Source organism: Klebsiella sp. JN_Kp126, assembly GCF_033843325.1.
Lineage (GTDB): Bacteria > Pseudomonadota > Gammaproteobacteria > Enterobacterales > Enterobacteriaceae > Klebsiella > Klebsiella michiganensis.
The window spans coordinates 23053-47957 of the sequence record NZ_JAWXQV010000043.1 but is presented as its reverse complement, the minus strand read 5'-3'; the positions used below and the strand labels follow the sequence as shown (position 1 = coordinate 47957).

Genomic DNA, 24905 nt, shown 5'->3' with positions numbered 1-24905 from the left:
ATATGGCAAATTACGTTTTACTGTTTCATTAAAAACAACAATAGGCCGCCGGCATGGATAAAATTCACGCAATGCAGCTGTTCATCAGAGTCGCGGAGCTGGAAAGTTTTTCCCGCGCCGCCGATACCCTTGGCCTGCCGAAAGGAAGCGTCTCGCGCCAGATTCAGGCGCTGGAGAGCCACCTTGGGGTTCGTTTGCTGCATCGCACAACCCGCCGGGTACAGCTGACGCAGGATGGTATGGTTTATTACGAACGCGCCAGAGACCTGCTCAGCAATCTTGAAGAGCTGGACGGCATGTTTCAGCTCGACCCCTCCAGCATCAGCGGGCGTCTGCGGGTTGATATGCCCGTCGCCGTAGCGAAAAAGCTGGTCATTCCACAGCTGCCGGCATTTCTGCAGCAGTATCCCGGCATCGAACTGGAGCTCAGCAGCAGCGATCGGTTAGTCGACGTGGTTCGCGAGGGCTTTGACTGCGTGGTGCGCGTCGGTACGCTGAAAGATTCCGGGCTCATCGCGCGGCCGCTGGGCAAGCTAACGCAAATCAACTGCGCCAGCCCGCAGTACCTGACGCGCTTCGGCTATCCGCAATCGCTGGACGATCTCGCCGATCATGCGCTGATCCACTACGCAAGCAGCCTCGGGGTGCGCCCGCTGGGCTTCGAAGTGGTCAGCGAGGGCGCCGTCCGCTGGATCAAAACCGGCGGCGTCTTGACGGTGAACAGCACCGAGACCTATCAGGCGTCGTGCCTGGCGGGGCTGGGCATTATTCAGGTGCCGCGGGTGGGGGTTCGGGAATGGCTACGCACCGGCGAGCTGATAGAAATTCTGCCCCACTACCGCGCCGAGCCGCTGCCGGTGTCGCTCATTTATCCGCACCGGCGTAATCTCTCGCGCCGGGTACATCTGTTTATGGAGTGGCTGGGCGGCTTGATGAAAAACTACGTTGATTAGGCCGAATGATGAAAAATCTGTATTTGAGAGCGTGCCGATATTCCCTGCCGGGTGCCGGCTGACGCCTTACACGGCGTAAAAAAACCAATAATATCATTATATTATTAATTTCGCCCAGGGCCATGCAAACGCAGCGCTGCCGGGGAATAACACAAGAACGCGCTTCAGTGATTCGCAGATTCCGATGCCCGCTCCCCCCCGATACGCCCCATCCGTGATTTTACGTATATAATTTTTGAAGAATATCGCTGTAAAAAAGGAAGAAATAATTTATGACGCCGGAAAACGACGCTCAACGCCCAACCGAGGATCCGGGCCAGCAGCCGGATAAAAACAAAAGCGCGATGGCTGCGATAAACGACTCTACCGTGGCGAAAAAAGCCAACCAGGCGCTGAAAAGCGTCACCGGAACGGCGGAAAAAGTTCAGCGTAACCATATGGTCGCCCATATCATCCGCGCCGCGGAGCGCTTCAACGACAGGCTGGGTAATCAGTTTGGCGCGGCAATCACCTACTTCTCGTTTTTATCGATGATCCCAATCCTGATGGTCTCTTTTGCGGCCGCCGGTTTTGTTCTCGCCTCGCATCCCACGCTGCTACAGGACATCTTCGATAAAATCCTGCTTAACGTTAGCGACCCGACGCTGGCGGCAACGCTGAAAAATACCATCAATACCGCCGTACAGCAGCGTACCGCCGTCGGTATCGTGGGTCTGCTGGTGGCGCTCTACTCCGGCATTAACTGGATGGGCAACCTGCGTGAGGCCATCCGCGCCCAGTCGCGCGACGTCTGGGAACGCACGCCGCAGGATCAGGAGAAAATTTGGGTTAAGTATTTCCGCGACTTTATCTCGCTGATCGGCCTGCTGGTTGCGCTGGTCATTACCTTGTCGATCACCTCTATCGCCGGCTCGGCCCAGCAGATGATTATCTCGGCGCTTTATCTTGATTATATCGAGTGGCTGAAACCGGCGTGGCGGCTGATTGGCCTCGCGATTTCCATCTTCGCCAACTATCTGCTGTTTTTCTGGATTTTCTGGCGACTCCCGCGCCACCGCCCTCGCCGTAAGGCGCTGATTCGCGGCACCCTGATTGCGGCCGTCGGCTTTGAGATAATCAAAATCATTATGACCTGGACGCTACCGGCGCTGGTGAAATCCCCATCCGGGGCGGCATTCGGTTCGGTGTTGGGGATAATGGCCTTCTTCTATTTTTTCGCCCGCCTGACGCTGTTCTGCGCCGCATGGATTGCCACCGCCGAATATAAAGACGACCGCCGGATGCCGGGCAAAGCCCACGACTAAACCATCACTGGGCTGAATAAAAGACGCAAAATTCAGCCCAACCTGGCATTTCAGCATATAAATCCAACATGTAACTTTTATTTAACCTAAACCTGGTTTTATCGACCATTATTTGAATTTTGTGAAGCATTTCATAGAAGTTATTTTTCTGGCACAGAAATTATTCACTTTTTGCTTCTTTTTTCGCCTCCCCCGCCCCTTGTTACAGATTGAAATGTCCCCAAGGCTGTGGCTATATGGCCTTTCGTTCGCAAAAAATAAGAAAGATCTATGCAAGCCACAGCCACAACACTCGACAACGCGCAGGACACCGTTCCGGTTAACTCACGCAATAAAGTCGTCGTCGCCTCACTCATTGGTACCGCCATCGAGTTCTTCGACTTCTACATCTATGCCACCGCGGCGGTTATCGTATTCCCGCACATTTTCTTCCCGCAGGGCGATCCCGCCGCCGCGACGCTACAATCGCTGGCGACCTTCGCTATCGCCTTTATTGCGCGCCCTATCGGTTCAGCGGTCTTTGGCCACTTCGGCGACCGCGTAGGCCGTAAAGCGACCCTCGTCGCCTCGCTGCTGACGATGGGGATCTCCACCGTGGTTATCGGCCTGCTGCCCGGCTATGAAACCATTGGCATTATGGCACCGGTGCTGCTGGCGCTGGCGCGCTTTGGTCAGGGGCTCGGCCTTGGCGGCGAATGGGGCGGCGCGGCGCTGCTGGCGACGGAAAACGCCCCGCCGCGCAAGCGCGCGCTGTATGGCTCATTCCCGCAGCTGGGCGCGCCTATCGGCTTCTTCTTCGCGAACGGCACCTTCCTGCTGCTCTCCTGGCTGCTGACCGACCAGCAGTTTATGGAATGGGGCTGGCGTATGCCGTTTATCTTCTCCGCCGTGCTGGTCATTATCGGCCTGTACGTCCGCGTTTCGCTGCACGAGTCGCCGGTGTTCGCTAAGGTAGCCGCCGCGAAAAAACAGGTCAAAATCCCGCTGGGCACGCTGCTGACCAAACACGTGCGCGTCACCGTTCTCGGCACCTTTATCATGCTGGCGACCTATACGCTGTTTTACATCATGACCGTTTACTCCATGACCTTCAGCACCGCCGCCGCGCCGATTGGCCTCGGCTTGCCGCGTAACGAAGTGCTGTGGATGCTGATGATGGCGGTTATCGGTTTTGGCGTGATGGTACCGGTGGCGGGCCTGCTGGCGGATGCATTCGGCCGTCGTAAGAGCATGGTCGTGATTACGACCCTGATCATCCTCTTCGCGCTGTTTGCCTTTAAACCGCTGCTCGGCTCCGGCAACCCGCTGCTGGTCTTTGCCTTCCTGCTGATTGGCCTGAGCCTGATGGGGCTGACCTTTGGCCCCATGGGCGCGCTGCTGCCGGAGCTGTTCCCGACGGAAGTTCGCTATACCGGCGCATCGTTCTCCTATAACGTCTCGTCGATCCTCGGGGCGTCCGTGGCGCCGTATATCGCCGCCTGGCTGCAGGGCAACTACGGTCTGCCTGCGGTAGGGCTCTATCTGGCCGCCATGGCGGCGCTGACGATGATCGCGCTGCTGCTGACTCACGAAACGCGTCATCAATCGCTGTAACTCTCCCTCCACGCCCCTGGCCATCCGGCGAGGGGCGTCTCCTTGCCGACTATTTTTTCATCTGCGACAGGATTGCCCGACACTGGTTCGCCTCGCCTTCGGCGGGTGAGATCAGCGCCAGCAGCGCGGCGGCCGGCGTCACCAGGGTCGCCAGCGCTGCCGCTACCGCGCCGCGGGCAATCAGCGGCCCCGCCTTCACGCCCGCATTCGGCGACTTAAAGGTGCCGCGCACGTAGAGCGGTGAACGCAGGGTAATAATGCGAAAGCCTTTGCTTTCCGGATCGATAGTGAGGTCCAGCTGCTCTGAGGCAAAGCTGGCGGTACCGGTGACGTTGATCAACGCGTTTTCCGTATCAAAGGCAAACACCTGCGGCCGGGCGACGCCGTTGACCACGTCGATATTGGCCGCCGCGCAGTTCACCCGCACCTCATCATCGCCAAAGATCTGCCCGATGATAAAGTTACCGACGTTCAGGCCGAGGATCTCCATCAGGTTGCGGCTAATTAAACCGTCGTTCATCAGCAGCTTCAGGTTACCGTTACTGTTGCCCAGCAGCGCGGCGACGGAGTTGCCGGTGCCGCGAAGCTGCACATCGCCGTTCATTTCGCCGAGGGTTTTCTGCATCATCTCCACGTTTGGCATCAGCGCTTTCAGCTTCAGGCGGCGCGCCTGCAGGTTCGCCGTCCCGTGCAGCGGTTTTTTATCCCCTTCAAGATGAATGCTGCCGGCAATCGTGCCGTTGGCCAGCCCCAGACGCAGCGGCTGCAGGCGCAGGTCGCCCCTTTCGAGGAGCACGTGGGTGGAGAGGTCGCTGATGGGGAGCGTGCCGCCGTGCTCAATGCGGCGTCCTTTAAAGCGCACATCGGCATCCATCACCTGCCACTTATCGGTTTCAAAGCGGTCATACGGCAACACTTTTCCGGCCGGCTGCGGGGAGGCCTCGCCTTTGCGCCGTTCGGTCTGGCTGCCTTTACCGCCGGAGTCGACGCCAATCAGCGGCCCCAGATCCGCCAGCCTTAGCTGTCTGGACTCAAGGTCGCCCTCCAGCTTAGGCCGGGGTTTACCGGTGGTGTAGGTCAGCGAGCCGTGGATATCGCTCTCGCCGATGCGGCCATTAAAATCCTGATAGGCGAAGCGTGAACCGTTTTTCTCCTTGAAGGTGGCCCGCAGATGCCCGTCGGTCGAAAAGGCCGGCGTATCCGGCAGCAGCACGCCGGTCAGGTCATAGAGATCGCCCAGCGAGTCCCCGGAAAACTTCAGCCGCAGATCGATGCCGCCGAGGTTAAGCGGATCGCTGACCGTGCCGGTAAACGCGACCCGGGTATTGCCGGAACGAAAATCCCCCTGCAGGGGGAACGGCGTCCCTTCGCTGCGCAGCGCCAGCATGCCGCCGATTTTGCCGCTACCGGAGAGCGGCTGTCCGTTGTAGCTCCCTTTCGCCTGCAGGCCGAAGACGTAATCGCCTACTTTCTGCGGCTGCCCTTTCCCCTTCTCGCCGGTCACTTCACTGAACGCCAGCGGCTTACCGAGCGGATCAACCACGATCGTCACGTCAGCGCGCGACACTTTGTCATCAACGGCAATCTTGCCGCGATCGAAAAGAATATTGTCGAGGCGGAAAGACCAGCTGGAAGGCGCCGCATCTTTCTCCGACGACCCCGCCGAAGCCAGGTCGAAAGTCCAGTTGTTGGTCTTCTCCGACAGTCGGATCAGCCGCGCGTCGGGCTGTTCAAGCTTAATCCACGGCAGATAGACCGTTTTGCTGAGCAGCGCCAGCGGGGCGAGAGTCGCCTCAACGCGCGGCAGGTGGACCATTGTGACCTGCGGGATATCAGGGGGGTTGCCAAGGACGATATCTTCGGCATGAACGTGCGGCCAGGGGATCCAGCTTCGCCAGCCGCTTTCGCCGGGCTGGCGTTCCCAGACGACGCCCAGATCGCCGCGAATCGCGAACGGGCGGTTCAGCTCGGCAGAGACTTTCTGGTTGATCGTCGGCTTCAGGCGGTTCCAGTCAAAGGTCGCCAGCACGATAAAAAACAGAACGATCAGTACGACAATCGTTCCCAGGATAATAGCCACGGTTTTTCGGGTTCTGCTCATCCCTTCTGCACTCCTTTTGCGTCTCGTCACTCCTGAATATAGTTGAGAAACGCCATTTGCTCCGCCGAATGAGGTTTTCGTCACATAATCCGCGTCAGGTCAAAAAAATAATGGAACGTTGTTTTAATATCATTGACCATCAAAGCGCCCCAGCGCACACTAGGGTTAATATTGATTTAATTTCAGGTCATCACTATGTCGAAGAAAATTGCCGTCATTGGCGAATGCATGATTGAGCTGTCAGAGAAAGGCGCAGCGGTTAATCGCGGCTTTGGCGGCGACACCTTAAACACTTCCGTCTACATCGCTCGCCAGACCGACGCCAGCGCGCTGGGCGTGCACTACGTTACCGCCCTGGGCACGGACACCTTCAGCCAGCAGATGCTCGAATCCTGGCAGCGCGAGAACGTTCAGACTGACCTGATTCAGCGCATGGCCGACCGTTTACCGGGCCTCTACTACATCGAAACCGACGAGAGCGGCGAGCGCACCTTTTACTACTGGCGCAACGAAGCCGCGGCGAAGTTCTGGCTGGAGAGCGAGCAGTCTGCGGCCATCTGCGAAGAGCTGGCGACCTTTGATTATCTGTATCTTAGCGGGATCAGCCTGGCGATCCTCAGCCCGACCAGCCGCGAGAAGCTGCTGACCCTGCTGCGGGAATGCCGGGCAAACGGCGGCAAGGTTATCTTTGATAATAACTATCGTCCGCGCCTGTGGAGCAGCAAAGAGGAGACGCAGCGGGTTTATCAGCAGATGCTGGCCTGCACCGACATCGCATTCCTGACCCTCGATGACGAAGACGCGCTGTGGGGCGAGAAGCCGGTTGCGGAAGTGATTGCCCGCACCCACGCCGCCGGCGTTGAAGAAGTGGTGGTTAAGCGCGGCGCAGACTCCTGCCTGGTGGCGATTGCCGGCCAGCCGCTGCGGGAAGTCCCGGCCGTTAAGCTGCCGAAAGAGAAAGTGGTTGATACCACGGCGGCGGGCGATTCGTTCAGCGCCGGCTACCTGGCTGTACGCCTGACCGGCGGCGACGCCGAATCGGCGGCAAAACGCGGACACCTGACCGCCAGCACGGTGATCCAGTATCGCGGCGCGATTATCCCGCGCGAGGCGATGCCGCAGTAATTTTCGATTGCGTTACGCCCTCCTGCGAGAATCCCGGCTGGCGCTGCGCTTAGCCGGGCTACTGTCTGGCGCTGGCATTAGACCGGACAAGGCGCGCCAGCGCCGCCTCCGGGAAAATCACCGGGCCAATCCAGCAATACGTAAAACAGATTAGCCATAAACCTCACCGGATAGCCACGCTATCCGGTTTTGCTTTACTGTGCTGGCGGGATATCCGTCGCTTCGTTACGCCCTTCCACAACATCACCGGCGGCGCTCGACGCCGCTGCGGCCGCTGGCGCGGGCGCCATCAGCTTTTCCCACGTCGCCTGCAGTTCCTTCATGTTGTATTCCGGCTCACCCTGCGGCTGCTGCAGCACCAGCGCCATATCCTGCGACAGCTGCTGACGCAGGTACTGATTCAGCATGTCGACCGTCAGCGAATTGAGAAACTCCTGGCGCAGTTTCTGATACTGCTCGGGCGCGATATCCACCACCTGATTTTGCAACGAACGCATCCGCTGGCTAATCAGGATGTACGTATCGGTGCGCGCATAGGTGGCAAACAGCTTCTGCAGTTCGAGGTTTTTCTGCGCGATCAGGGCGTCAAACTCCTCCTGCGGCAGGCCGCGATCGCGGACTTTCGCCAGCTCGCGCGCCACGGTCGTTAAGTTGGCGTTCAGGCGCTCGCCCGGCGATTCGATATTGATCGCGCACTGGGCGCGCTGGTAGAGCACGCGGCAGTCAAAGCCAAGGCCGATATCCTTGATATTACTTTTGCTCAGATTCTGCTGTACGTGCCAGAACAGCGCTTCCCGGGCAAGATCGTCGCGCCAGTAGCGCTGCAGCGCGACCGAGTCGCGGATCGGCTGCCACGGCGCATCCCACATCAGCGACAGCTTATCCTGGCGCACCGCATCGGTCATGATGCTGACCGGCGTCGTCGGCAGCGGCGACAGCGTAGGAACCGCCACCGGCGTTTCGCGCTTGCCCTTCAGGCCGCCGAAAGTTTTGTTGATTTGTTCCGCGACGCTGCGGCTATCCACGTTGCCGACCACAATCAGGGTCATGGCATCCGGGGTGTACCACTTGTGGTAATACTCTTTTAGCTGAGCAATATCCACCGGCTGCTTCAGCGGCGCCGCCGGATCGTGCCCCAGCATGGTGGAGCCTTTCAGCCGATAGCGCCACCAGCCTTCTTTGGTATCCGCAGGCCAGGTCGCCACCATGTCTTCGCCCTGCAGCGCGTGGTTGACGGTTTCCGGGGAGATCGACATTTTACCGCTGGCGCTGGCCAGCCAGCTCAGCGCCTCTTTCAGAAGGTCGTTACGGTTATTCGGTATGCTCAGGTTAAACAAACTGTAGTCATAAGAGACGATGGCGGGCGGCAGAGGACGCTTCGGGTCAATACTCTGCTGCCATAGCGAACGGGCCTGCATGGTCGGGAGGCCACCGTTTTGCGTCAGCGCGAGGCGCGGGATAAAGTGGCTAAAGCCGCTCTGCTGAGTGCTTTCGCTCAGCGAGCCAATATTCACGGACAGGCGAACTTCGATACGATCGCTGGGACGCTGCGGGGTGGCTAAAACCTGCCACTGAAATCCATTCGCCAGTGTCCCCTGTTGCCAGGCCGGGTCCGGCTGGAGCGCTTCTGCCTGCACATAGCCGACCGTCGCCATCATCAGCAAACCACCGGTTAAGAGTCGAATTTTTGTGCCCTGCATGTGAACCCCTGATGAACAATCCTGGTTACAACAGCGGCCCACGGGAGGGCCGCCGAAAAAATATGGTGAGTTAAGTACGTCGGTTAGACCACACGGAGATGAAAATGTCGCATGTTGACGTGAAATAAACATAAGGGTCACCGCCGCGCAAGCGACAGTGACCCCTAATTATGCGCAGGAGCCCGTAGTCCAGCAAGGGACAACGGGCCTAACAGATGGATTTATGAGGATAATTCGTGCGATTTGCTTACCGGAGTACGGTTGTTCAGCACATCATCCAGCTGTTTCGCGTCCAGCTCTTTGACCCATTTAGCGACAACGATGGTCGCGACGCCGTTACCCACCAGGTTGGTCAGCGCGCGCGCCTCGGACATAAAGCGGTCGATGCCAAGAATGAGCGCCAGACCGGCAACCGGCAGGTGCCCGACGGCGGAAATCGTCGCCGCAAGGACGATAAAGCCGCTGCCCGTCACCCCCGCCGCGCCTTTTGAGGAGAGCAGCAGCACCACCAGCAGGGTGATCTGATGGAAAATATCCATATGGCTGTTCGTCGCCTGGGCGATAAACACCGCCGCCATCGTCAGGTATATTGAGGTGCCATCGAGGTTAAAGGAGTACCCCGTCGGGATCACCAGCCCCACCACCGACTTGCGGCAGCCCAGCTTCTCCATCTTATCGAGCATACGCGGCAGCGCCGACTCGGATGAAGAGGTCCCCAGGACAATCAGCAGCTCTTCGCGGATATAGCGGATAAATTTAAAGATGCTGAAGCCGGTGGCTTTGGCGATCGACCCCAGCACCACCACCACAAACAGGATGCAGGTGATGTAGAAGCAGACGATCAGTTGGCCAAGCTGCACCAGCGTACCGACGCCGTATTTTCCAATGGTAAAGGCCATGGCCCCGAACGCGCCAATCGGCGCCAGGCGCATGATCATATTGATGATGCCGAAGATCACCTGCGAGAAGCTTTCGATAACGTTAAAAATCAGCTGGCCTTTGCTGCCGAGGCGATGCAGCGCGAAACCAAACAGCACCGCAAACATCAGCACCTGCAGAATGTTGCCGCTGGCAAAAGCGCCAATTACGCTGCCGGGGATAATATCGAGCAGGAACGCTACGATGCCCTGATCTTTCGCCTGTTCGGCGTAAACCGCCACGGCCTTCGCGTCGAGGGTCGCCGGGTCAACGTTCATTCCCGCGCCGGGCTGCACCACGTTTACAATGATCAGGCCGATGATCAGCGCAATTGTGCTCACGATTTCAAAGTAGAGCAGCGCCACCGCCCCGGTGCGGCCGACGGCTTTCATGCTCTCCATCCCGGCAATCCCCGTCACTACGGTACAGAAGATAACCGGGGCAATAATCATTTTAATCAGCTTAACGAAGGCATCGCCGAGGGGTTTCATCTGCGCACCCAGTTCCGGGTAAAAATGGCCCAGCAGAATACCGATCGCTATGGCCGAGAGAACCTGGACATAGAGGCTTTTAAAGAAAGAGATTTTCATAGGGTGTCCTTTGGAGATAACCACAGACTTTGAGGGGATATTGCGTCCGTGGCTTAAAAATAACACCCATGAAACATTTCAGAAATAACGAGTGATGAAATTGCAATGCAATTGTTAATTTATTTGAACTGACTCGCATAAGCTAACAATGTTGTTACAAACTTGCATCCTCAACATCACCGGGTAAAAAACGGGCCATAAAAGCCTCAGGCGGCATGGCGCAGCCAAAAAGATACCCTTGCACCGTCTCGACCCCCGCCTCCTGCAGCCAGCGATACTGGGTATCGGTTTCGACGCCCTCCGCGACAATGTGCAGACTCAGCCCCCGCGCCAGCTGGATAATCGCGGGCAGCATGCTGATGTCATCGGGCAGCATATCGATAAAGACTTTATCGATTTTCAGGATGTCTACCGGCAGCGATTTAATATGCTGCAGTTGGCGCAGGCCGGCGTAGCCCATACCAAAGTCATCGAGGGCAATCCGCACGCCCGCTTCACGCAGCGGACGCAGCAGGGAAATAATCGCCTGCGGGTCGTCTATCCGACGGCTTTCGGTGACTTCCAGTACCAGCGTGCCCGGCGCGATACGATAGCGCGCCAGCAGCGCCAGCATCTCCTCGCCGCGATCGTGATGCAGCAGCTGCAGCAACGACACGTTGACCGACAGCGGCAACATGATCCCCTGATTTTGCCAGGCGGCAAGCTGCCGGCAGGCCTCTTCCATCACCCAGTAGCCGACCGGCACCATCAGCCCGCAGGCTTCGATACGCTCAATCAGATCGCCCGGCAGCGACCAGTTGCCGTCCGCCTGACGCTGACGCAGCAGCACTTCCGCACCGCACACCTCGCCGCTGTGGGTATCCACCTGCGGCTGCAGCCAGATGGCAAACTGCTGGTTATCAAGCGCCGTCAGAATATCGTGCTCTTCCATTAAGCGGCGCTGCGCCTTTTCCATCTGCTGCGGATCGAAGAACTCAATCTGGTTTTTCCCTTTACGACGCGCGGTTACGGCGGCGGAAAACGCCCGCCGGTAGAGCTGTTCGGCGTTAATTTCGCCGTTAAACATCGCGATACCGACGCTGGCGCAGGGGCGCAGCTGGATGCCGTGCAGCGGCAAACGTTCATTTAAGACAGTGAGTACTTGCTTACTTAACGTCACCGCCTGCCAGGGTTCGTCAATACCGTGGGCCAGAATCGCGAAGTCGTAGCCGCTCACCTGAGCCAGCACCATCTGCGCCGGGATAATCGCCCGCAGCTTTTCAACCAGGGTTAGCAGCAGCATTTCACGCTGCGTCTCTTTCAGTACGCCAGCGGTATCCTGTAGCGTTTCGCAGGCGATAATCAGCAGCGCCGAGGCCTGCGGTCGCGCGACGGTTTGCTCCAGCATGGCCATTAGAAAGGCTTTGTTCGGCAGCTCGGATACCGGAAAACGGGTCGATTGCAAAGAGAGTTCATCGTGCAGGCGCAGCAGCGTCTGCTGATTACGGTTGTAGCTGCGCACCAGCATGCCGATTTCATCGTCATGATGGAGACGCGGCAGCGTGAGCTGATGGCCCAAACGCTCGTGCTGCGGGACATCGTTTAGCTCACGGGCGATTTTACGCAGCGGTCGTACCATCAGACGGTTGATGCACCAGGTGATCGCCACCGTCAGCATCAGCACCAGAAGCAAGTAAGCGGTCACTAACGTCGCCAGCGCGCTCATGACGAATTTATACATGCGGTATGAGTCGGCCTGGAGCACCAGATAGGCCAGCGGCTGTGGGTTAGCGGGCCGTTCAAGGGAGTAGATAGGCAGCGAAATCTGTACCGGCAGTTCAAACATACGGGTGATGGTTACCGGTACCGGGCGCTCGGGGATAAAGCGCATCCGCAGCGCCTGGAACTGATTGGGCAGGACAACATCCGCCCGGCTGACGATGCCTGCGGGTTGAATACGGCTCAGAATGGCTTCCGCCTCAGGGATATCGGCTTTCAGGATAGCCGCTGACAGCGGTTCGCGAACGGAACGCGCGATGCTTTCTAACTGCGTGGCCGTGGTAAAACGACTCTGCTGAACAAAGTGGAACAGCAGAATAGAACAGAAGACCAGTACAAACGCCATGGACACGCTCGCGACCATCGCCATCTGTTTAATTGTAAGTGAACGGCTGACGCGCAACGGGGTTCTCCACTGAAACTGAACGCATATCGGGTATAGGTCCCTCTCACCGATCGTTATCAGGCTGATTATATACTCAAATTGTTTGCTCACGCCCGCAAGGCGCGAAGCAATGCCATCGGGATGCTTTCCCGGAGGCGGCGCAATGCGCCTGTCCGGGCTACAAAACCCGCAGGCAGCGCGGCCGGTGGCCCCGGTAAGCATAGCGCGACCGGCGGACATTCCCGGGTCGCGGCTGACGCCTTACCCGGGCTACGAAATTGCCCGGCCTACACGTTCACAGCCGCCATCAGGCCGCTTTCCCGGAGGCGGCGCAATGCGCCTGTCCGGGCTACAAAACCCGCAGGCGGCGCGGCCGGTAGCCCCTGTAAGCACAGCGCGACCGGGGAACATTCCCGGGTGGCGGCTGACGCCTTACCCGGGCTACACGCTCACAACCACCATCGGGCCGGTAGCCCGGACAAGGCGCCCCTGGCGCCGCCTCCGGGATGCAGCGCGCTATGCAGCTTCCGCGCCACCGGAGGGGAAATCGGGCTGCCTGGCCGGAGGCAACGAGTATACGCGAAGAGCGCCGTGGAGTGGCGCCCTGTCGCATAATTCAGCCTAATCTGCTACCAGTCGGCATAAGGAACCAACGGCTGCGGCGGCATATCCATATCGCCCTGCCAGCCGGAAGCCGAATAGCGAACGTACAGCAGCGCATGGCTCGGGGTGTAATCCTTCGCCTGCTGGATATCCACCGCCGCCCCGACAAACCAGTTGCTGGTCACCCGTCGTTCAATCAGCGCCCGTGCGGTATAGCCGACGCCAGAACTGCTGCTGCCTTCTTCCGTGAGCTGGCTGGCATCATGACGATACTGCGAAGGAATCAAATTGAGCAGCGGATAGCGCGCCTCGGTTTTGGTGCGCGAGTGGGACCACGATACCGAGCCCCCCAGCTCCCATGACCAGTTCGCCGTCCGCTGACGCCAGGTGACCGGCACCGAGAAGGAGACATATTCCTGCGGACTGTAGTAACCGCCCTGACCCAGCGTATAGCCGCTGAGATCCTTATCGTAGTGCCAGAGCATATTGTTCAGGCCGACGGTGACCCGGCGGTTATCTTCGTTAACCACTTTATAGTAGTAGCCGGTCATCCAGCGCACGCGCCAGTTGTCGGCGACGTTTTTCCCGGTCAACTGGTCGACGCCCAGCGAAGACCAGACGCCGTTGGCCTCGCCTTTATCGTAGCTCAGACTCAGACCGCCGCCGTCGGCGCGCACCCCGCCCCAGGTCTTGCCGGTATGGCCGTCGTTAGAGTTATCCTTCTGCCCGCCAAAGGCCAGCAGCGAGCTGGAGATGGGGCGTCGGTGGAGGTTCACGGTGTAGCCCAGCGGACCAACGTCGCTGCTGTAGCTCAGGCCGCCCACCACATCAACGACGTTAAAGCCCATCGGCGTGGTGCCGATATCGCCGCTCCAGGTATCGTTCTTCCAGCCCACCGCGACGCTGGCGCCGCTATCGCTCTGATGTTTGCTGCCGCCGCTACAGGCGATTTCACCGCAGGTGCCCCAGCTCGGCGAATAGCTGCCGTCGCTGTTCGTCGAAAAACTCCCGGCATCCATATTAACCAGATCGGTACGGAAGAACATTCGCCCGTCGGCCAGCGGCGCATCCACATGCAGCATCGTGGTATGGGCTTTCAGGTCGGAATAGCCGCCGGTACCGCTGGAGCCCCAGTAATCATGTTCGAGGGTGACGTTAAGATCCTGCTGACGATAAAGATCCGCCGCGTCGCTGCGGATCCCGCGCTTCAGCCAGTCATCGCTGCTATCGTTACGCGTCAGCCGCGTAAAGGTGTCGTTATCCTGCGGGCGCTCGCGGGCGACGCCGGAGGCCACCATTGCATCTTTATAGCCTTCCAGCGCCTGCTGCGGCTCGCCGTTCTGCGCCTGGAAACGCGCGGCGTCGCGCAGCACCAGCGCGCTTTCCATTGACGGCGGCTGCGCTTTCGCCTGCGGAACGATGCGGGCGAAGGTTTGCTGCGCCTGAGCGCGATCGCCCAACCCGGCCTGCGCCAGGGCGATACGCCGCTGCATATTGATAGAATCGATATCTTCGCCCTTGAGCTGCGCCACCTGGGCGCGGGCGGCGTTTTTATCGCCATCGGCAAGATACACTTCCGCCAGGCCCAGACGCGCATCGCCGTTGTCAGGCTGCTGCCCCAGCACCCGCTGATATTCAGCAATTGCCGTCTGGCTGTCGCCGCGCTGCTGCGCCCAGTCCGCCAGCGTGAGCGCGTAGCGCACCGACGTCGGCTGCTGGTTAATCAGGGCGATCGCCCTGGCTTCCTGGCCGCTATCGCGCAGCTGATTGGCCTGGCGCAACACGTTATCGCTTTGCAGGCGCGCCTCCAGCTCGCGAATATTGTCCGTCCACTGCCCGCGCGGCAGAGCGTTAATCTGCGCCAGCGCCATCTCATCCTGATTATTCCCGGATAGATAGAGGCCGTAGGCGTAAACCCGGTCGGCATCGCCGGGCTGGCGGTTGACCATCGCGCGCATGATGGCATCGGCTTCGCTGCGGCTGCCTGCGCTGACCAGATCCCGCGACAGGCGGTAGGCGATCCACACGCTATCCGGATCCAGCGCCAGCCGTCTGCGCTGCACTTCCGCCGCCTGCGCCCAGTTGCCCTGGCTCTCCAGCGCTTCGGCCTGTTTCTCCAGCCGATCGTTCGTCAGGCTGCGTTCGATATCATCAATGCTGCGCCGCTGGCCCGGCGACAGGCTGGCGATGTACGCGCTGGCTTTTTCCGGCGATTCGGCGCGATACAGATTCGCCAGACCGCGCACCGCCAGGCTGTTGCCGCGATCCATTCGCAGCGCGCGCTGGTAGTAGCGCTCCGCCGCCGCGTTTTCTTTACGCGCCGCCGCCACGTCCCCCAGCCCCAGCACCGCATAGCTGTCGGTATTGTCTATGCGCTGCGCCTGGGCGTAATAATTTTGCGCCTGCGCCAGCTGGCCGCTTTTGAGGGCGCTATCGCCCTGCTTAATCAGCAGCCAGTAGCGGTTAGTCTTGAGCAAGCTGTCCCACTTATCGCGGCTCGGGCTATCCGGGTCCATTTTGATGGCTTTACTCAACTGGGCAACCGCCCGCGCCCGATCGCCGCGCTGGGAGTACGCCTGCCCCAATGCGCCAACCGCGTCGCTGTCTTTGGCATCCGCCCGCACAGCCTGCTGCAAATCGGCCACGGCCACCGAACCTTTCCCGGCCTTCACCGCCGCCAGCCCCTCCGCGCGATCGCGGAACGTCGGGTCTTTTAGCTGCGTCTGCTGCTGAGCGAGCAGGACGCGGGCATTCGCCGAGGTGGAACCGGTGGGAAACTGCATGAGAAAGCGCTGCAGCGCCTGCACGCTGGCCCGGCTGACCGGCATACTTTTCACTTCGTTAAACCAGATGTCCGCCGCGATACCGCGCCCCGCCGCCGAGCGGGACATCTGCTCCAGATAAGCAAATCCCTCTTCCGGCTTATTATCGCCAAACATCTGTTTCGCCAGCGCCGTTTGCAGCGGGACGTTGCCCGGCAAGCGGGCGTTGAGTTTTTTCAGCTGATTGATGCCTTCGTTATGACGGGCGGGCAGCCGCGCCACCAGCGTCCAGTACTCAATCGCCGCGTCATCATCATCAGGAACGCCGTTAAACAGCTTCTCGTAAGCGGCGATGGCCTCATCAACCTTCCCGGCCACGCCCAGCAGACGAGCCTGCTGCAGCTCCTGGCGACCATCGCCGGTGCTGCTTTTCATTTCGTCACGCGAGGCTTTCAGCTCGGGCGATTCCGGCGCCAGCTTCGCCAGACGCTCCAGCTGCTGCTTCGCGCCGGCGGTATCGCCCTGGCGGAGAAGATAGCGCATCCGCGCGGCAACAACGTCCGGGTTATTCGGGTCGATCAATTCCAGGCGATAGAGCGACTGGCGCACCAAATCCTCACGTTTGCTGGCCTCACCGAGGCGGACCTGCTCCAGTAGATGTTCCTGAACAGGGGTAGTCGCGGCATGCGCCAGCGGCATCAGCGCGACGCCTAAGGAGAGGCTGAATAAGCTTAGTGAGAACTTGTGCATTCTTGGTTCCAGTCAGGCCGTAATTCGCCACCGGCGGTGAAGCGAAAACGGTGTTGATCCCATCCCTGGCCGAAAAGGGTCAGGACCGCGCTGTAGTATGCATCCGCGCCGGGATAGTTATCGGCGACGCGCTGGCGCTGAATGGCGCGTGCATCTTCCTTCTGCAAGAAAGGCAGTAGCGCAGCGGAGAAGCCAACCGGACCGTTGCCGGTAGTTTTACCGGTCGCGATGTTGGTTTTTTCCGGCGGCACGCCCTGGTCAATCGTCCGGGTCGCCATCGGTTTAAAACGCGCCAGCAGGCGAGCTTTTTGCTTATCGCCGTCATCGAGCATACCGACCCACAGATAGACGCGAATGGCGTCATAGCTGCCGATAATGGGTTTATCCGCTTTCAGCTGCCAGCCTTTGCTTTTTTCGTAACGCACCCAGTCAGGCGAAAAACCTTTCGGCGCGGTTTCCAGCAGCAGACGCAGATTGCCGTCGCGTATCTTCGGCCAGGGAGCGCCAAACGCGGCAAAATAGGTCGCCAGCTGCGGCGGCAGATAGCTGGGATTAAAACGCCAGCCGCGGTCATCGACGAAGCCGACTCTCCCCGGCAGAATCATCGGCCCCAGCCCCGGTACGGTGGCGACCTCTTCGTCGGCAATGCGCGCCAGCAGCGCCTTGCCTACCTCGGTGTACTGAGGCGTGTCCCACAGACGTCCGGCCTCCAGCAGCGCCCAGGCTATCCACAAATCGGAGTCCGAGGCTGAATTGTTGTCCAGCACCGTCCACTCGTCATCGCTCTTTTTCCCCCACAGCCAGCCCGGGAGATGCGCGCGCAAATCGCCCTCGGCAAGGTTGTTTTGCGTCCACTCGAACAGCTTGCGGAAGCCGTCGCGATCGTTAGCCGCCAGAGCAAAGAACAGCCCGTAGCTTTGCCCTTCCGAGGTGGTGATTTTTCGCGCATCGCTGGGGTCGATAATTCGCCCTTCGGCGCTGACATACTCTTTTTTAAACTGCTCCCAGGCCGGCCACTGGCAGGCGGCGCTCACCTGCGCCGCCGCCAGCATCAATACCGATAACACCACACCGCGCACCGCGTTCATCATCAATTACTCATCATCAAGGTCGAGGCGGCGACGGCTGATAATACGCAGCATGCGCCATAGCACCCATGCCAGCAGGACGATGCTGACCGCGGCCAGAATCGCCAGCAGCACCGGATGGCTGGAGAGCGCAAACCAGATACGTTCGAACCACGGCAGGTGCCCGATATAGTAAATATCGCCCACCCTCAGGCTGTTGACGCCCGACTCACGAATCACCGCAACGGAACCAAACATCGCCGCGCGTTTACCGCTGTCGTTAAGCGCCTGGGTCAGCAGTTCGTTGCCGCGCGGGCTGTCGGCCAGCAGCGCCACGACGCTGCGCTGATCGTTGTACGGCGACTGGAAGCCAATAATCGCCGCCATCGGCCCGGTCGACGTGACGTCGGTGCGGGTATTCGGCGTTCTGGCCTCGGTATCGGGATAGATGCTGGCCAGATCGTAGTGGCGCATCGGCGTTTTCACCCAGCTTTTGGTCGCTTCAACCAGCAGGTTGATTTTCGTGTCGTCCTTCAGCGCCTGCGGAATGGAGCCAATCAGCAGCAGGTCGGCGTCTTTGTCCTTAATCTGGCTGCCGTCGTCGGTCATGCGCAGGTTAATGGCCGCCAGGCCGGTTTGCGCGCCAATGCCGCCGGCCGTCTCCAGCAGCGTGGCAACCTGGCCCTCGGTCGGCGATTTGGGCACCACGACCAGGGTATCGGCGAGATCGGCCATCCGGCTGTACGGGAAGCCCGCGTTAGCAAATACGCGCAGATCCGGCATCGCCATAAAGTGATAGTACTTCGAGAAATCGATGGTCGAGTCGTCGCCTATCACCACGTGGTTCTGCACCGGCTGGAAGGTAATACAGTTATCGATAGAACCGCCCGGCATCGGGTTCATATACTGAAAGTCAAAGCGCAACTGATTCATGGCGCCGAGGCGCAATGCCGGGATCGTCACTTCCGTTTTGCCGTCCAGCAGCCCCTGCAACACCGGCAGGCGTAGTATCAGCTTATTCACATCCTGCGAGCTGTTGAGGCTGAAGGACTGTAAGAACCGATCGTTCAGGCTGATATCCATGCGCGAGCTGTCCTTGATAGGCGGCATGGTGTAGCGATAGTTCAGGTTCATATCGATGCCGTTGGCGCGCAGCAGGTAGAGGTCCGGCGGCAGGTTCAGCGCTACGTTGATGGAGTCCGGCACCAGGCCGCTGGATTGCAGCTGCTGTTCGTAGGTTTTCAGCTCGGCAAAGGTCACCGCCCGATCGGTACGCACCCAGTTCGGCGCATCGTAGGGTTTACGCGCCTGCAGCTGTTTGACATCGTCAACCGTCACGCTGCTGCCGCGGAACAGAATATTGCCCTGGGCTATCCCCTTCGCTGCCTGCAGCAGGTCGTTGTCATCCCGCCCGAAGACCACCAGCAGCTTGACGTACGGATTAACCGGGTGGTCGATCATTTCAATCGTCGGCGCCTTAACCGGCGGATGCTCGCGCAGGAAGTCAGGGCGCTTATCGTTGGTCGCAAACACAATGGCGTTACGGTCCGGCAGTTGGTTGAACTGCACCGGGAACTGCTGGCCGCGCCAGCCCGCCTTGCTGCCGAACCAGGAGGCGACGATGGCCGCCGCCTGCTGCTGCAGGACACCCGGCGCGGAGGCAAAGACCATCGGTAGCGTCAGCTGGCGGTTATCGCGCGAATCGTAGAACGGTACCGGGAAATGCGAAAGATCGTTGCGCACGTTCAGCGACTGGTAGGTTAAATCAAGATAGCTTTCGCGACCGACGTCCAGCCACAAGGTGCTGCTGGCCGGGTTTTCACAGACATCGCGATAGTGGCCGACAAACTCAAGGCGCACGCGGTTAAAGTCGGTGATATAGAGCGGATCGATAGGGATCTGCGCGCTGACTTTTTTACCCAACTGCTCTTTGGTGACCGGCAGCACGCCCATCAGCTCATCGTTAAGATACACCTTCAGCTGCGACTGCACCGGCAGCAGCGACGGAGAGGGCGTGTAGTCGAGATTCAGCAGCGCTTTTGCCACCACTTCATCGCTGCGCATACCGAACTCTACCGACCCCTCAGGGCGCGCGCCGCGCAGCACCATGCTGCCCGGAGGCGGGGCGATTTTGGCGAAGGTCAGCTTCACGTCGCGGGTCGGAGCGTTATCCAGCACCACCACCGGCGCTGCCGGATCGGCAAGCGTCGCCGTGGGCTGGCTGTCCGCCACAGTACCAGCGATACCGGGGACCGTCGTCGTCGGCGCGGCCTGAGTCGCCGCCGCCGTCGGTTCCGCATACGAAGCGAAGGGAGACCATCCGCTAATACCCACCGCTACTGCACAAATCAAAGAGAGTTTTCTGTTCATCAATATGCCCCCAGGATCCCCCCACCTATGGAGGTGAGAGAGGAGTGGAGGCGGTTTTCGTGCATGAATACTGTATATTTGATCACTATCAATAACCCTCGCATAATTGTGCGTATCTTGCGAAACCATGAAACGCGCATATAAATTTCGATTCTATCCAACGCCCGAGCAGGCTGAGCTTCTGGCCCGGACGTTCGGCTGTGTGCGTTTCGTCTACAATTCAATCCTTCGCTGGCGCATTGATGCCTACAACGAACGGAAGGAGAAAATGGGCTACGTCCAGGCCAGCGCCCGGTTAACGGCCCTAAAAAAAGAGCCGGAATTTGCCTGGCTCAATGATGTTTCCTGCGTGCCGCTACAGCAGTCGCTGCGCCACCAACAGACCGCCTTTACTAACTTTTTCGCCGGGCGTGCCGCATACCCGGCATTCAAAAGTAAGCGCCATAAACAAGCCGCTGAATTGACCGCCAGCGCATTCAAATATCGCAATGGCAAGCTGTATATGGCAAAGAGTAAAGCGCCTTTAGACGTGCGCTGGAGCCGTGAATTGCCGTCTACTCCATCTACCGTCACCCTTTCCAGAGACGTCGCCGGGCGATATTTCGTCTCCTGTCTCTGCGAGTTTGAGCCCGTATCACTGCCGATCACCGCTAAAACGGTCGGAATTGATGTGGGTTTAAAAGATTTGTTCGTCACTGATACCGGATTTAAATCCGGCAATCCCCGCCATACTGCTAAATACGCGGCCCGCCTGGCGCAGCTCCAGCGCCGTTTAAGCAAAAAAGCCAGAGGCTCAAAGAACCGTGCCAAAGCCCGCTTAAAGGTGGCCCGACTCCACGCGAAAATAGCCGATTGCCGTCTGGATGCCCTGCACAAAGCATCCCGCAAACTGATAAACGAGAACCAAGTTGTTTGCGTCGAATCTCTGAAGGTGAAGAACATGCTCCGCAACCCGTCGTTGTCCAAAGCGATAGCAGACGCAGGCTGGGGTGAATTCACGCGCCAGCTCCGGTACAAAGGCGAATGGGCCGGGCGTTCAGTGGTCGCAATCGACCGGTTTTTCCCGTCTTCAAAACGCTGTAGCTGTTGCGGTTTCACCATGAAAAAGATGCCTCTGGATGTTCGTAAATGGTCCTGCCCGGAATGCGGGGCAGACCATGATCGCGACATTAACGCGGCCCGTAATATCAAAGCGGCAGGGCTTGCCGTGTTAGCTTGTGGAGTGGCTGTAAATCCTTAACCCCCCTGGGGCTAAGGTCACCACCGTGAAGCAAGAATCCCGCTCCTGAGTCGAGTCAACGCAAAGGTGGGGGAATACGTCAACATTGTTGAGCCATCGCCGGTTCTGCCGAGAGTGTCGCCGCTGCGCGTTCCGGACGGCGCGGAATAAACGAGACAAACCAGGCCACCAGCATGGTGAGCGAGCGGAAAATAACCTTCACCGACGGCGGAGAAAACTCCGCCAGGTGACGATATCCACGGAACCCCAGCTTCAGGATATCCAGCAGGCTTTCCATCGGCTTATCTTCCGGGAAGCTATCCTGCCAAAGCGCCCACGTATCTGCGCGGGCAAACGTACACTGTACAAAATCAATATGCTGTTGATTGCTTAACGGCAGCAGCTGTAGCCCGACCTCGCTGCCGTTGACCCGCGCGACCCGCACCGGGAAGGCGTACTCCTGCTGCCCGCGTTTCAGCAACAGCTTGACGTGCTGGCTTTCCAGCACCTGCGCCTCGCCGTGAATCTTGACCCCAAGGCCCCCGTCTGAGTAATCATGGACGGTACAGGAGAACAGGTGCCCGTCATCGCGGGCAATCGCCGCCGGCATCGACATCTCCACGCGGTGCGATCGCCGCACCTGCTTGCTTTCAACCGAGACCGCCACCGCGCCGCCGAGAATAATCAGGTTATAGAACACCCAGATAATGCTCACCCAGACGGTCAGGATTTCGTTTTCCGGGCCGTACATAAAGCGCCAGATCCCCACCCCGACGCCGACCAGGTTCAGCAGCACGAGGTAGATATAGGGACGAGAGATCACCCAGTCGACGTACTCGTCCTCCACCAGTCCGCCTTTTGCCGTCACGTTGAATTTGCCCTTATGCGGGTTAATCAACGCGACAAAGGTCGGCGGCGCGATATACCACGCCAGCACCGTTTCATAGATCTCGCTCCAGAAAGAGTGGCGGTATTTGCCCTGAATCTTCGAGTTGGTCAGGCTGGCGTGAATCATATGCGGTAGCACGAACAGGGCGATCATCAGCGCTGGCGCATAGATGATATAGGCGTGCAGCAGCAGAAACGCCAGCGGCGCGGTCAGGAAGATCAGCCGCGGAATACCGGACAGAAAGTGCAGCATCGCGTTGACGTAGCAGATGCGCTGCGCCAGCTTCAGCCCTTTGCCAAACAAGGGGTTATCAAGGCGGAAAATTTGTACCATCCCGCGGGCCCAGCGGATGCGCTGGCCAATATGCGCCGACAGGCTCTCCGTCGCCAGACCGGCCGCCTGCGGGATACGCATGTAGGCTGAAGTGTGCCCGCGACGGTGCAGGCGCAGAGAAGTGTGGGCGTCTTCAGTCACCGTTTCCACGGCAATGCCGCCGATTTCATCCAGCGGGCCGCGGCGGATCACCGCGCAGGAGCCGCAGAAGAAGGTCGCGTCCCACATGTCGTTCCCATCCTGCACCAGGCCATAAAACAGCGTGCCTTCGTTCGGCGTTTTGCGGAATCGTCCCAAGTTGCGCTCAAACGGGTCCGGGGAGAAGAAGTGGTGCGGCGTCTGCATCATCGCCAACTCTTTCTCTTTCAGGAACCAGCCCATGGTCATCTGCAGGAACGAGCGGGTCGGCACGTGGTCGCAGTCAAAAATCGACACGAACTCGCCCTTGGCGTACTTCAGGGCGTTGTTGATATTCCCGGCTTTCGCGTGTTCGTGGGTGGTGCGGGCGATGTAGTGCACCCCGACGTCTTTGGCGAACTGGCGGAACTCTTCGCGCCCGCCGTCGTCGAGGATCCAGATATTGAGCTTGTCCTTCGGCCAGTCGATCCCCTGGGAAGCGTAAATGGTGTTTTTCACCACGTTGAGGTCTTCGTTGTAGGTCGGCACGAAAATATCGACCGTCGGCCACTGCGCCATATCCTCCGGCAGCGGGACCGGCTGACGGTTCAGCGGCCAGACGACCTGGAAATACCCCAGCACCAGCACCACCCAGGCGTAAGTTTCGGCGAACAGCAGAATTATCCCGCACACGAGGCTCACGGGATCATCCCAGTTGAGCGTCGAGGTGTAGCGCCACCAGATGTAGCGGCAGGAGACGGTCAGCGACAGCACGATCAGCATCAGGGCCGAAAAGCGTCCCGGAATGCGGCGCACCAGCAGCGCCACGCCCCACAGCAGCAGCAGGAAAATAAACTGCGAGAGCGGATTAAACGGCTGGGTAATACAGAGCAGCGCGAGGATTAGCGAGAAAAAGGTTATCGTGCCCAGAATAAACCGCCGCAGCTTTGGCGACAGGTGAGCCAGCTCTTTATGCTTATCCAGGTGACCGGTGCGGGCGTTAACCTTTTCCGGCAGCTTTTCCAGCCACTGGGCATAGCGCCCCTGGACGCCTTCCAGCGCCGCCAGCGAACGCCAGTTGATCTTTTTATCCGGCTCCGGCACCCGCGTCGCCAGCAGCCACACGCACTGCAGCAGGTAGCGAATCGGGTCCAGCGGGCGCGGCCGATGCGGATTAATATGCGGGAAAAACTCGCCGTGACGTTCGCGAATAGCCTGCCAGCGCGGCGTTTCCAGCGGCATAAACGCCCATGCCAGAGATGCCCACAGGCAGCCCAGCGCGGCCGACAGCCACGACGCGCCGTGCTGGCGATAGTCGCGATAGCGCTCGTTCAGCCGTTTCCCGACCGGCGGCGCCAGCAGTAGGGTGCTCAGGCGAATCATTCCGCCCCCTTCCCGGCGTAGTGCAGCAGACACCAGTTGGCCAGCGTCAGTATCTCCTCCGCCGCCAGAGAGTCCTGCCGGTACTCGCCGAGCGGCTGCTTCGCCGCCAGACACTCCGCCATCGCCTCATCACGATGGATGGTCACCGGCAGAATGCGGCGCTGGCTCTCCAGCCACAGCTGATACAAATCCTCCTGCAGCTGGCTGCCGACGCGCAGATCGTTAATCAAAATATCGCTATTGACCGGCAGCGCCTGCTGATGCAGGCGAATATGGCTGTTGCCGTCCGGATGCACGATGACCAGCGTGCGGTCGCAGACGTCAATGAGGGAGCGGGTCAGCGGCGAGTAACCGTCCGGCAGGTCAATCAGCAGCCAGCGGTGATCGCCCTGCTGATGGAGCTTCTGCACCATCCCGGCCATCGGCGCCAGCGTCGGCTGAAGCTGGTCAATGTTCGCGCGCTCGCCCGGCGTCAGCTGCCCAAAGGGCAAAAGATCGATATGCGAGGTGTAGCGCAGACCGGCGTCGCGCCAGTCGCTGCCGTCGATCGTGGCGCGCGCCCAGCCCGCTTTGTGGCTGAAATCGACGTTGAAAAAAAAGCGCAACATGTTGTCCGGGCTGGCGTCCACCACCAGTACGGTTTCACCGAGTAATTGCAGCGCCCAGGCCAGCGCAGCGGTAATCGACGTGGTGCCGGTACCGCCGCGCACGCCCTGTAATCCCAGAATCGCCATCGACGGCTTCCTTACTTTTTCTCTGCTAATTCAGCCAGTAATGGCCAGCGTTTTAGCGCCGCGGTTAACTGCTCGCGTCGGGAAATATCGTGGTAGTGAATATCAGGCAGGGAAAATGCCCGGCTTAACGCCAGGAAATCATTTTGAAACGTGTAGCCCAAAGTCGCATCGGTGGGTACAGCAGGCTCTTTTGCTGGCATTTCTCTGTCCGTTGGAAAATACAATAAATTAAACCGAGAGGCGTAAGATCA

General features: G+C 59.3%; 15 protein-coding genes. 5 read left to right on the top strand and 10 right to left on the bottom strand.

Annotated features, from left to right (window positions below):
• Positions 1 to 53 precede the first annotated feature (53 nt).
• The 3 genes from SIK97_RS03865 to SIK97_RS03855 all read left to right on the top strand — a co-directional run bounded on the left by SIK97_RS03865 (position 54) and on the right by SIK97_RS03855 (position 3850).
• The gene (locus SIK97_RS03865; RefSeq protein ID WP_014227163.1) at positions 54 to 953 is read left to right on the top strand and encodes a LysR family transcriptional regulator; all 900 of its coding nucleotides are present in this window, start codon (positions 54 to 56) and stop codon (positions 951 to 953) included.
• Between the two features lie 272 nt (positions 954 to 1225).
• Positions 1226 to 2257, top strand: a complete 1032-nt coding sequence (yhjD, locus tag SIK97_RS03860) for an inner membrane protein YhjD (protein ID WP_004134249.1) — start codon at positions 1226 to 1228, stop codon at positions 2255 to 2257.
• 270 nt (positions 2258 to 2527) lie between these two features.
• Positions 2528 to 3850: an MFS transporter gene (locus SIK97_RS03855; RefSeq protein WP_004126314.1), complete on the top strand. Its 1323-nt coding sequence runs from the start codon at positions 2528 to 2530 to the stop codon at positions 3848 to 3850.
• A gap of 49 nt (positions 3851 to 3899) precedes the next feature.
• Here the strand turns inward: SIK97_RS03855 and SIK97_RS03850 are convergent, their stop codons facing one another.
• Positions 3900 to 5951, bottom strand: a complete 2052-nt coding sequence (locus tag SIK97_RS03850; RefSeq protein ID WP_032751622.1) for an AsmA family protein — start codon at positions 5949 to 5951, stop codon at positions 3900 to 3902.
• Between the two features lie 195 nt (positions 5952 to 6146).
• Between SIK97_RS03850 and SIK97_RS03845 the strand changes: the two genes are divergently transcribed.
• The gene (locus tag SIK97_RS03845; protein ID WP_042946099.1) at positions 6147 to 7076 is read left to right on the top strand and encodes a sugar kinase; all 930 of its coding nucleotides are present in this window, start codon (positions 6147 to 6149) and stop codon (positions 7074 to 7076) included.
• 194 nt (positions 7077 to 7270) lie between these two features.
• Here SIK97_RS03845 and SIK97_RS03840 read toward each other — a convergent pair whose 3' ends face one another.
• From SIK97_RS03840 to bcsB, 6 genes are all read right to left on the bottom strand, one after another.
• Positions 7271 to 8776 (bottom strand): M16 family metallopeptidase, encoded by a 1506-nt coding sequence (locus tag SIK97_RS03840; RefSeq protein WP_032751626.1) that lies wholly within the window; start codon positions 8774 to 8776, stop codon positions 7271 to 7273.
• 221 nt (positions 8777 to 8997) lie between these two features.
• Positions 8998 to 10284: a C4-dicarboxylate transporter DctC gene (gene dctA, locus SIK97_RS03835; protein WP_014227166.1), complete on the bottom strand. Its 1287-nt coding sequence runs from the start codon at positions 10282 to 10284 to the stop codon at positions 8998 to 9000.
• Positions 10285 to 10438: 154 nt separating this feature from the next.
• Positions 10439 to 12445, bottom strand: coding sequence for a biofilm formation regulator HmsP (hmsP, locus tag SIK97_RS03830; protein WP_032751630.1), 2007 nt, complete (start codon positions 12443 to 12445; stop codon positions 10439 to 10441).
• A 611-nt stretch (positions 12446 to 13056) separates the two neighbouring features.
• Entirely contained in the window at positions 13057 to 16542 is a 3486-nt protein-coding gene (gene bcsC, locus SIK97_RS03825) for a cellulose synthase complex outer membrane protein BcsC (RefSeq protein WP_032751632.1), read from the bottom strand.
• Positions 16524 to 17633: a cellulose synthase complex periplasmic endoglucanase BcsZ gene (bcsZ, locus tag SIK97_RS03820; protein WP_025106808.1), complete on the bottom strand. Its 1110-nt coding sequence runs from the start codon at positions 17631 to 17633 to the stop codon at positions 16524 to 16526. Before bcsZ ends, bcsC begins: the two co-directional genes overlap by 19 nt.
• 3 nt (positions 17634 to 17636) lie before the next feature.
• The gene (bcsB, locus tag SIK97_RS03815; RefSeq protein WP_032751634.1) at positions 17637 to 19979 is read right to left on the bottom strand and encodes a cellulose biosynthesis cyclic di-GMP-binding regulatory protein BcsB; all 2343 of its coding nucleotides are present in this window, start codon (positions 19977 to 19979) and stop codon (positions 17637 to 17639) included.
• Positions 19980 to 20106: 127 nt separating this feature from the next.
• Between bcsB and SIK97_RS03810 the strand changes: the two genes are divergently transcribed.
• Positions 20107 to 21219: an RNA-guided endonuclease InsQ/TnpB family protein gene (locus tag SIK97_RS03810; RefSeq protein WP_057174121.1), complete on the top strand. Its 1113-nt coding sequence runs from the start codon at positions 20107 to 20109 to the stop codon at positions 21217 to 21219.
• Positions 21220 to 21298: 79 nt separating this feature from the next.
• Here SIK97_RS03810 and bcsA read toward each other — a convergent pair whose 3' ends face one another.
• From bcsA to bcsR, 3 genes are read right to left on the bottom strand one after another with little or no spacing between them, the layout of a single operon-like run.
• Positions 21299 to 23920 (bottom strand): UDP-forming cellulose synthase catalytic subunit, encoded by a 2622-nt coding sequence (gene bcsA / locus SIK97_RS03805; RefSeq protein ID WP_014839747.1) that lies wholly within the window; start codon positions 23918 to 23920, stop codon positions 21299 to 21301.
• Positions 23917 to 24654: a cellulose biosynthesis protein BcsQ gene (gene bcsQ, locus SIK97_RS03800; protein WP_032694187.1), complete on the bottom strand. Its 738-nt coding sequence runs from the start codon at positions 24652 to 24654 to the stop codon at positions 23917 to 23919. Before bcsQ ends, bcsA begins: the two co-directional genes overlap by 4 nt.
• Before the next feature lie 11 nt (positions 24655 to 24665).
• On the bottom strand, positions 24666 to 24854 hold the full coding sequence (gene bcsR, locus SIK97_RS03795) for a cellulose biosynthesis protein BcsR (RefSeq protein ID WP_004855289.1): 189 nt from the start codon (positions 24852 to 24854) through the stop codon (positions 24666 to 24668).
• Positions 24855 to 24905: the final 51 nt, after the last annotated feature.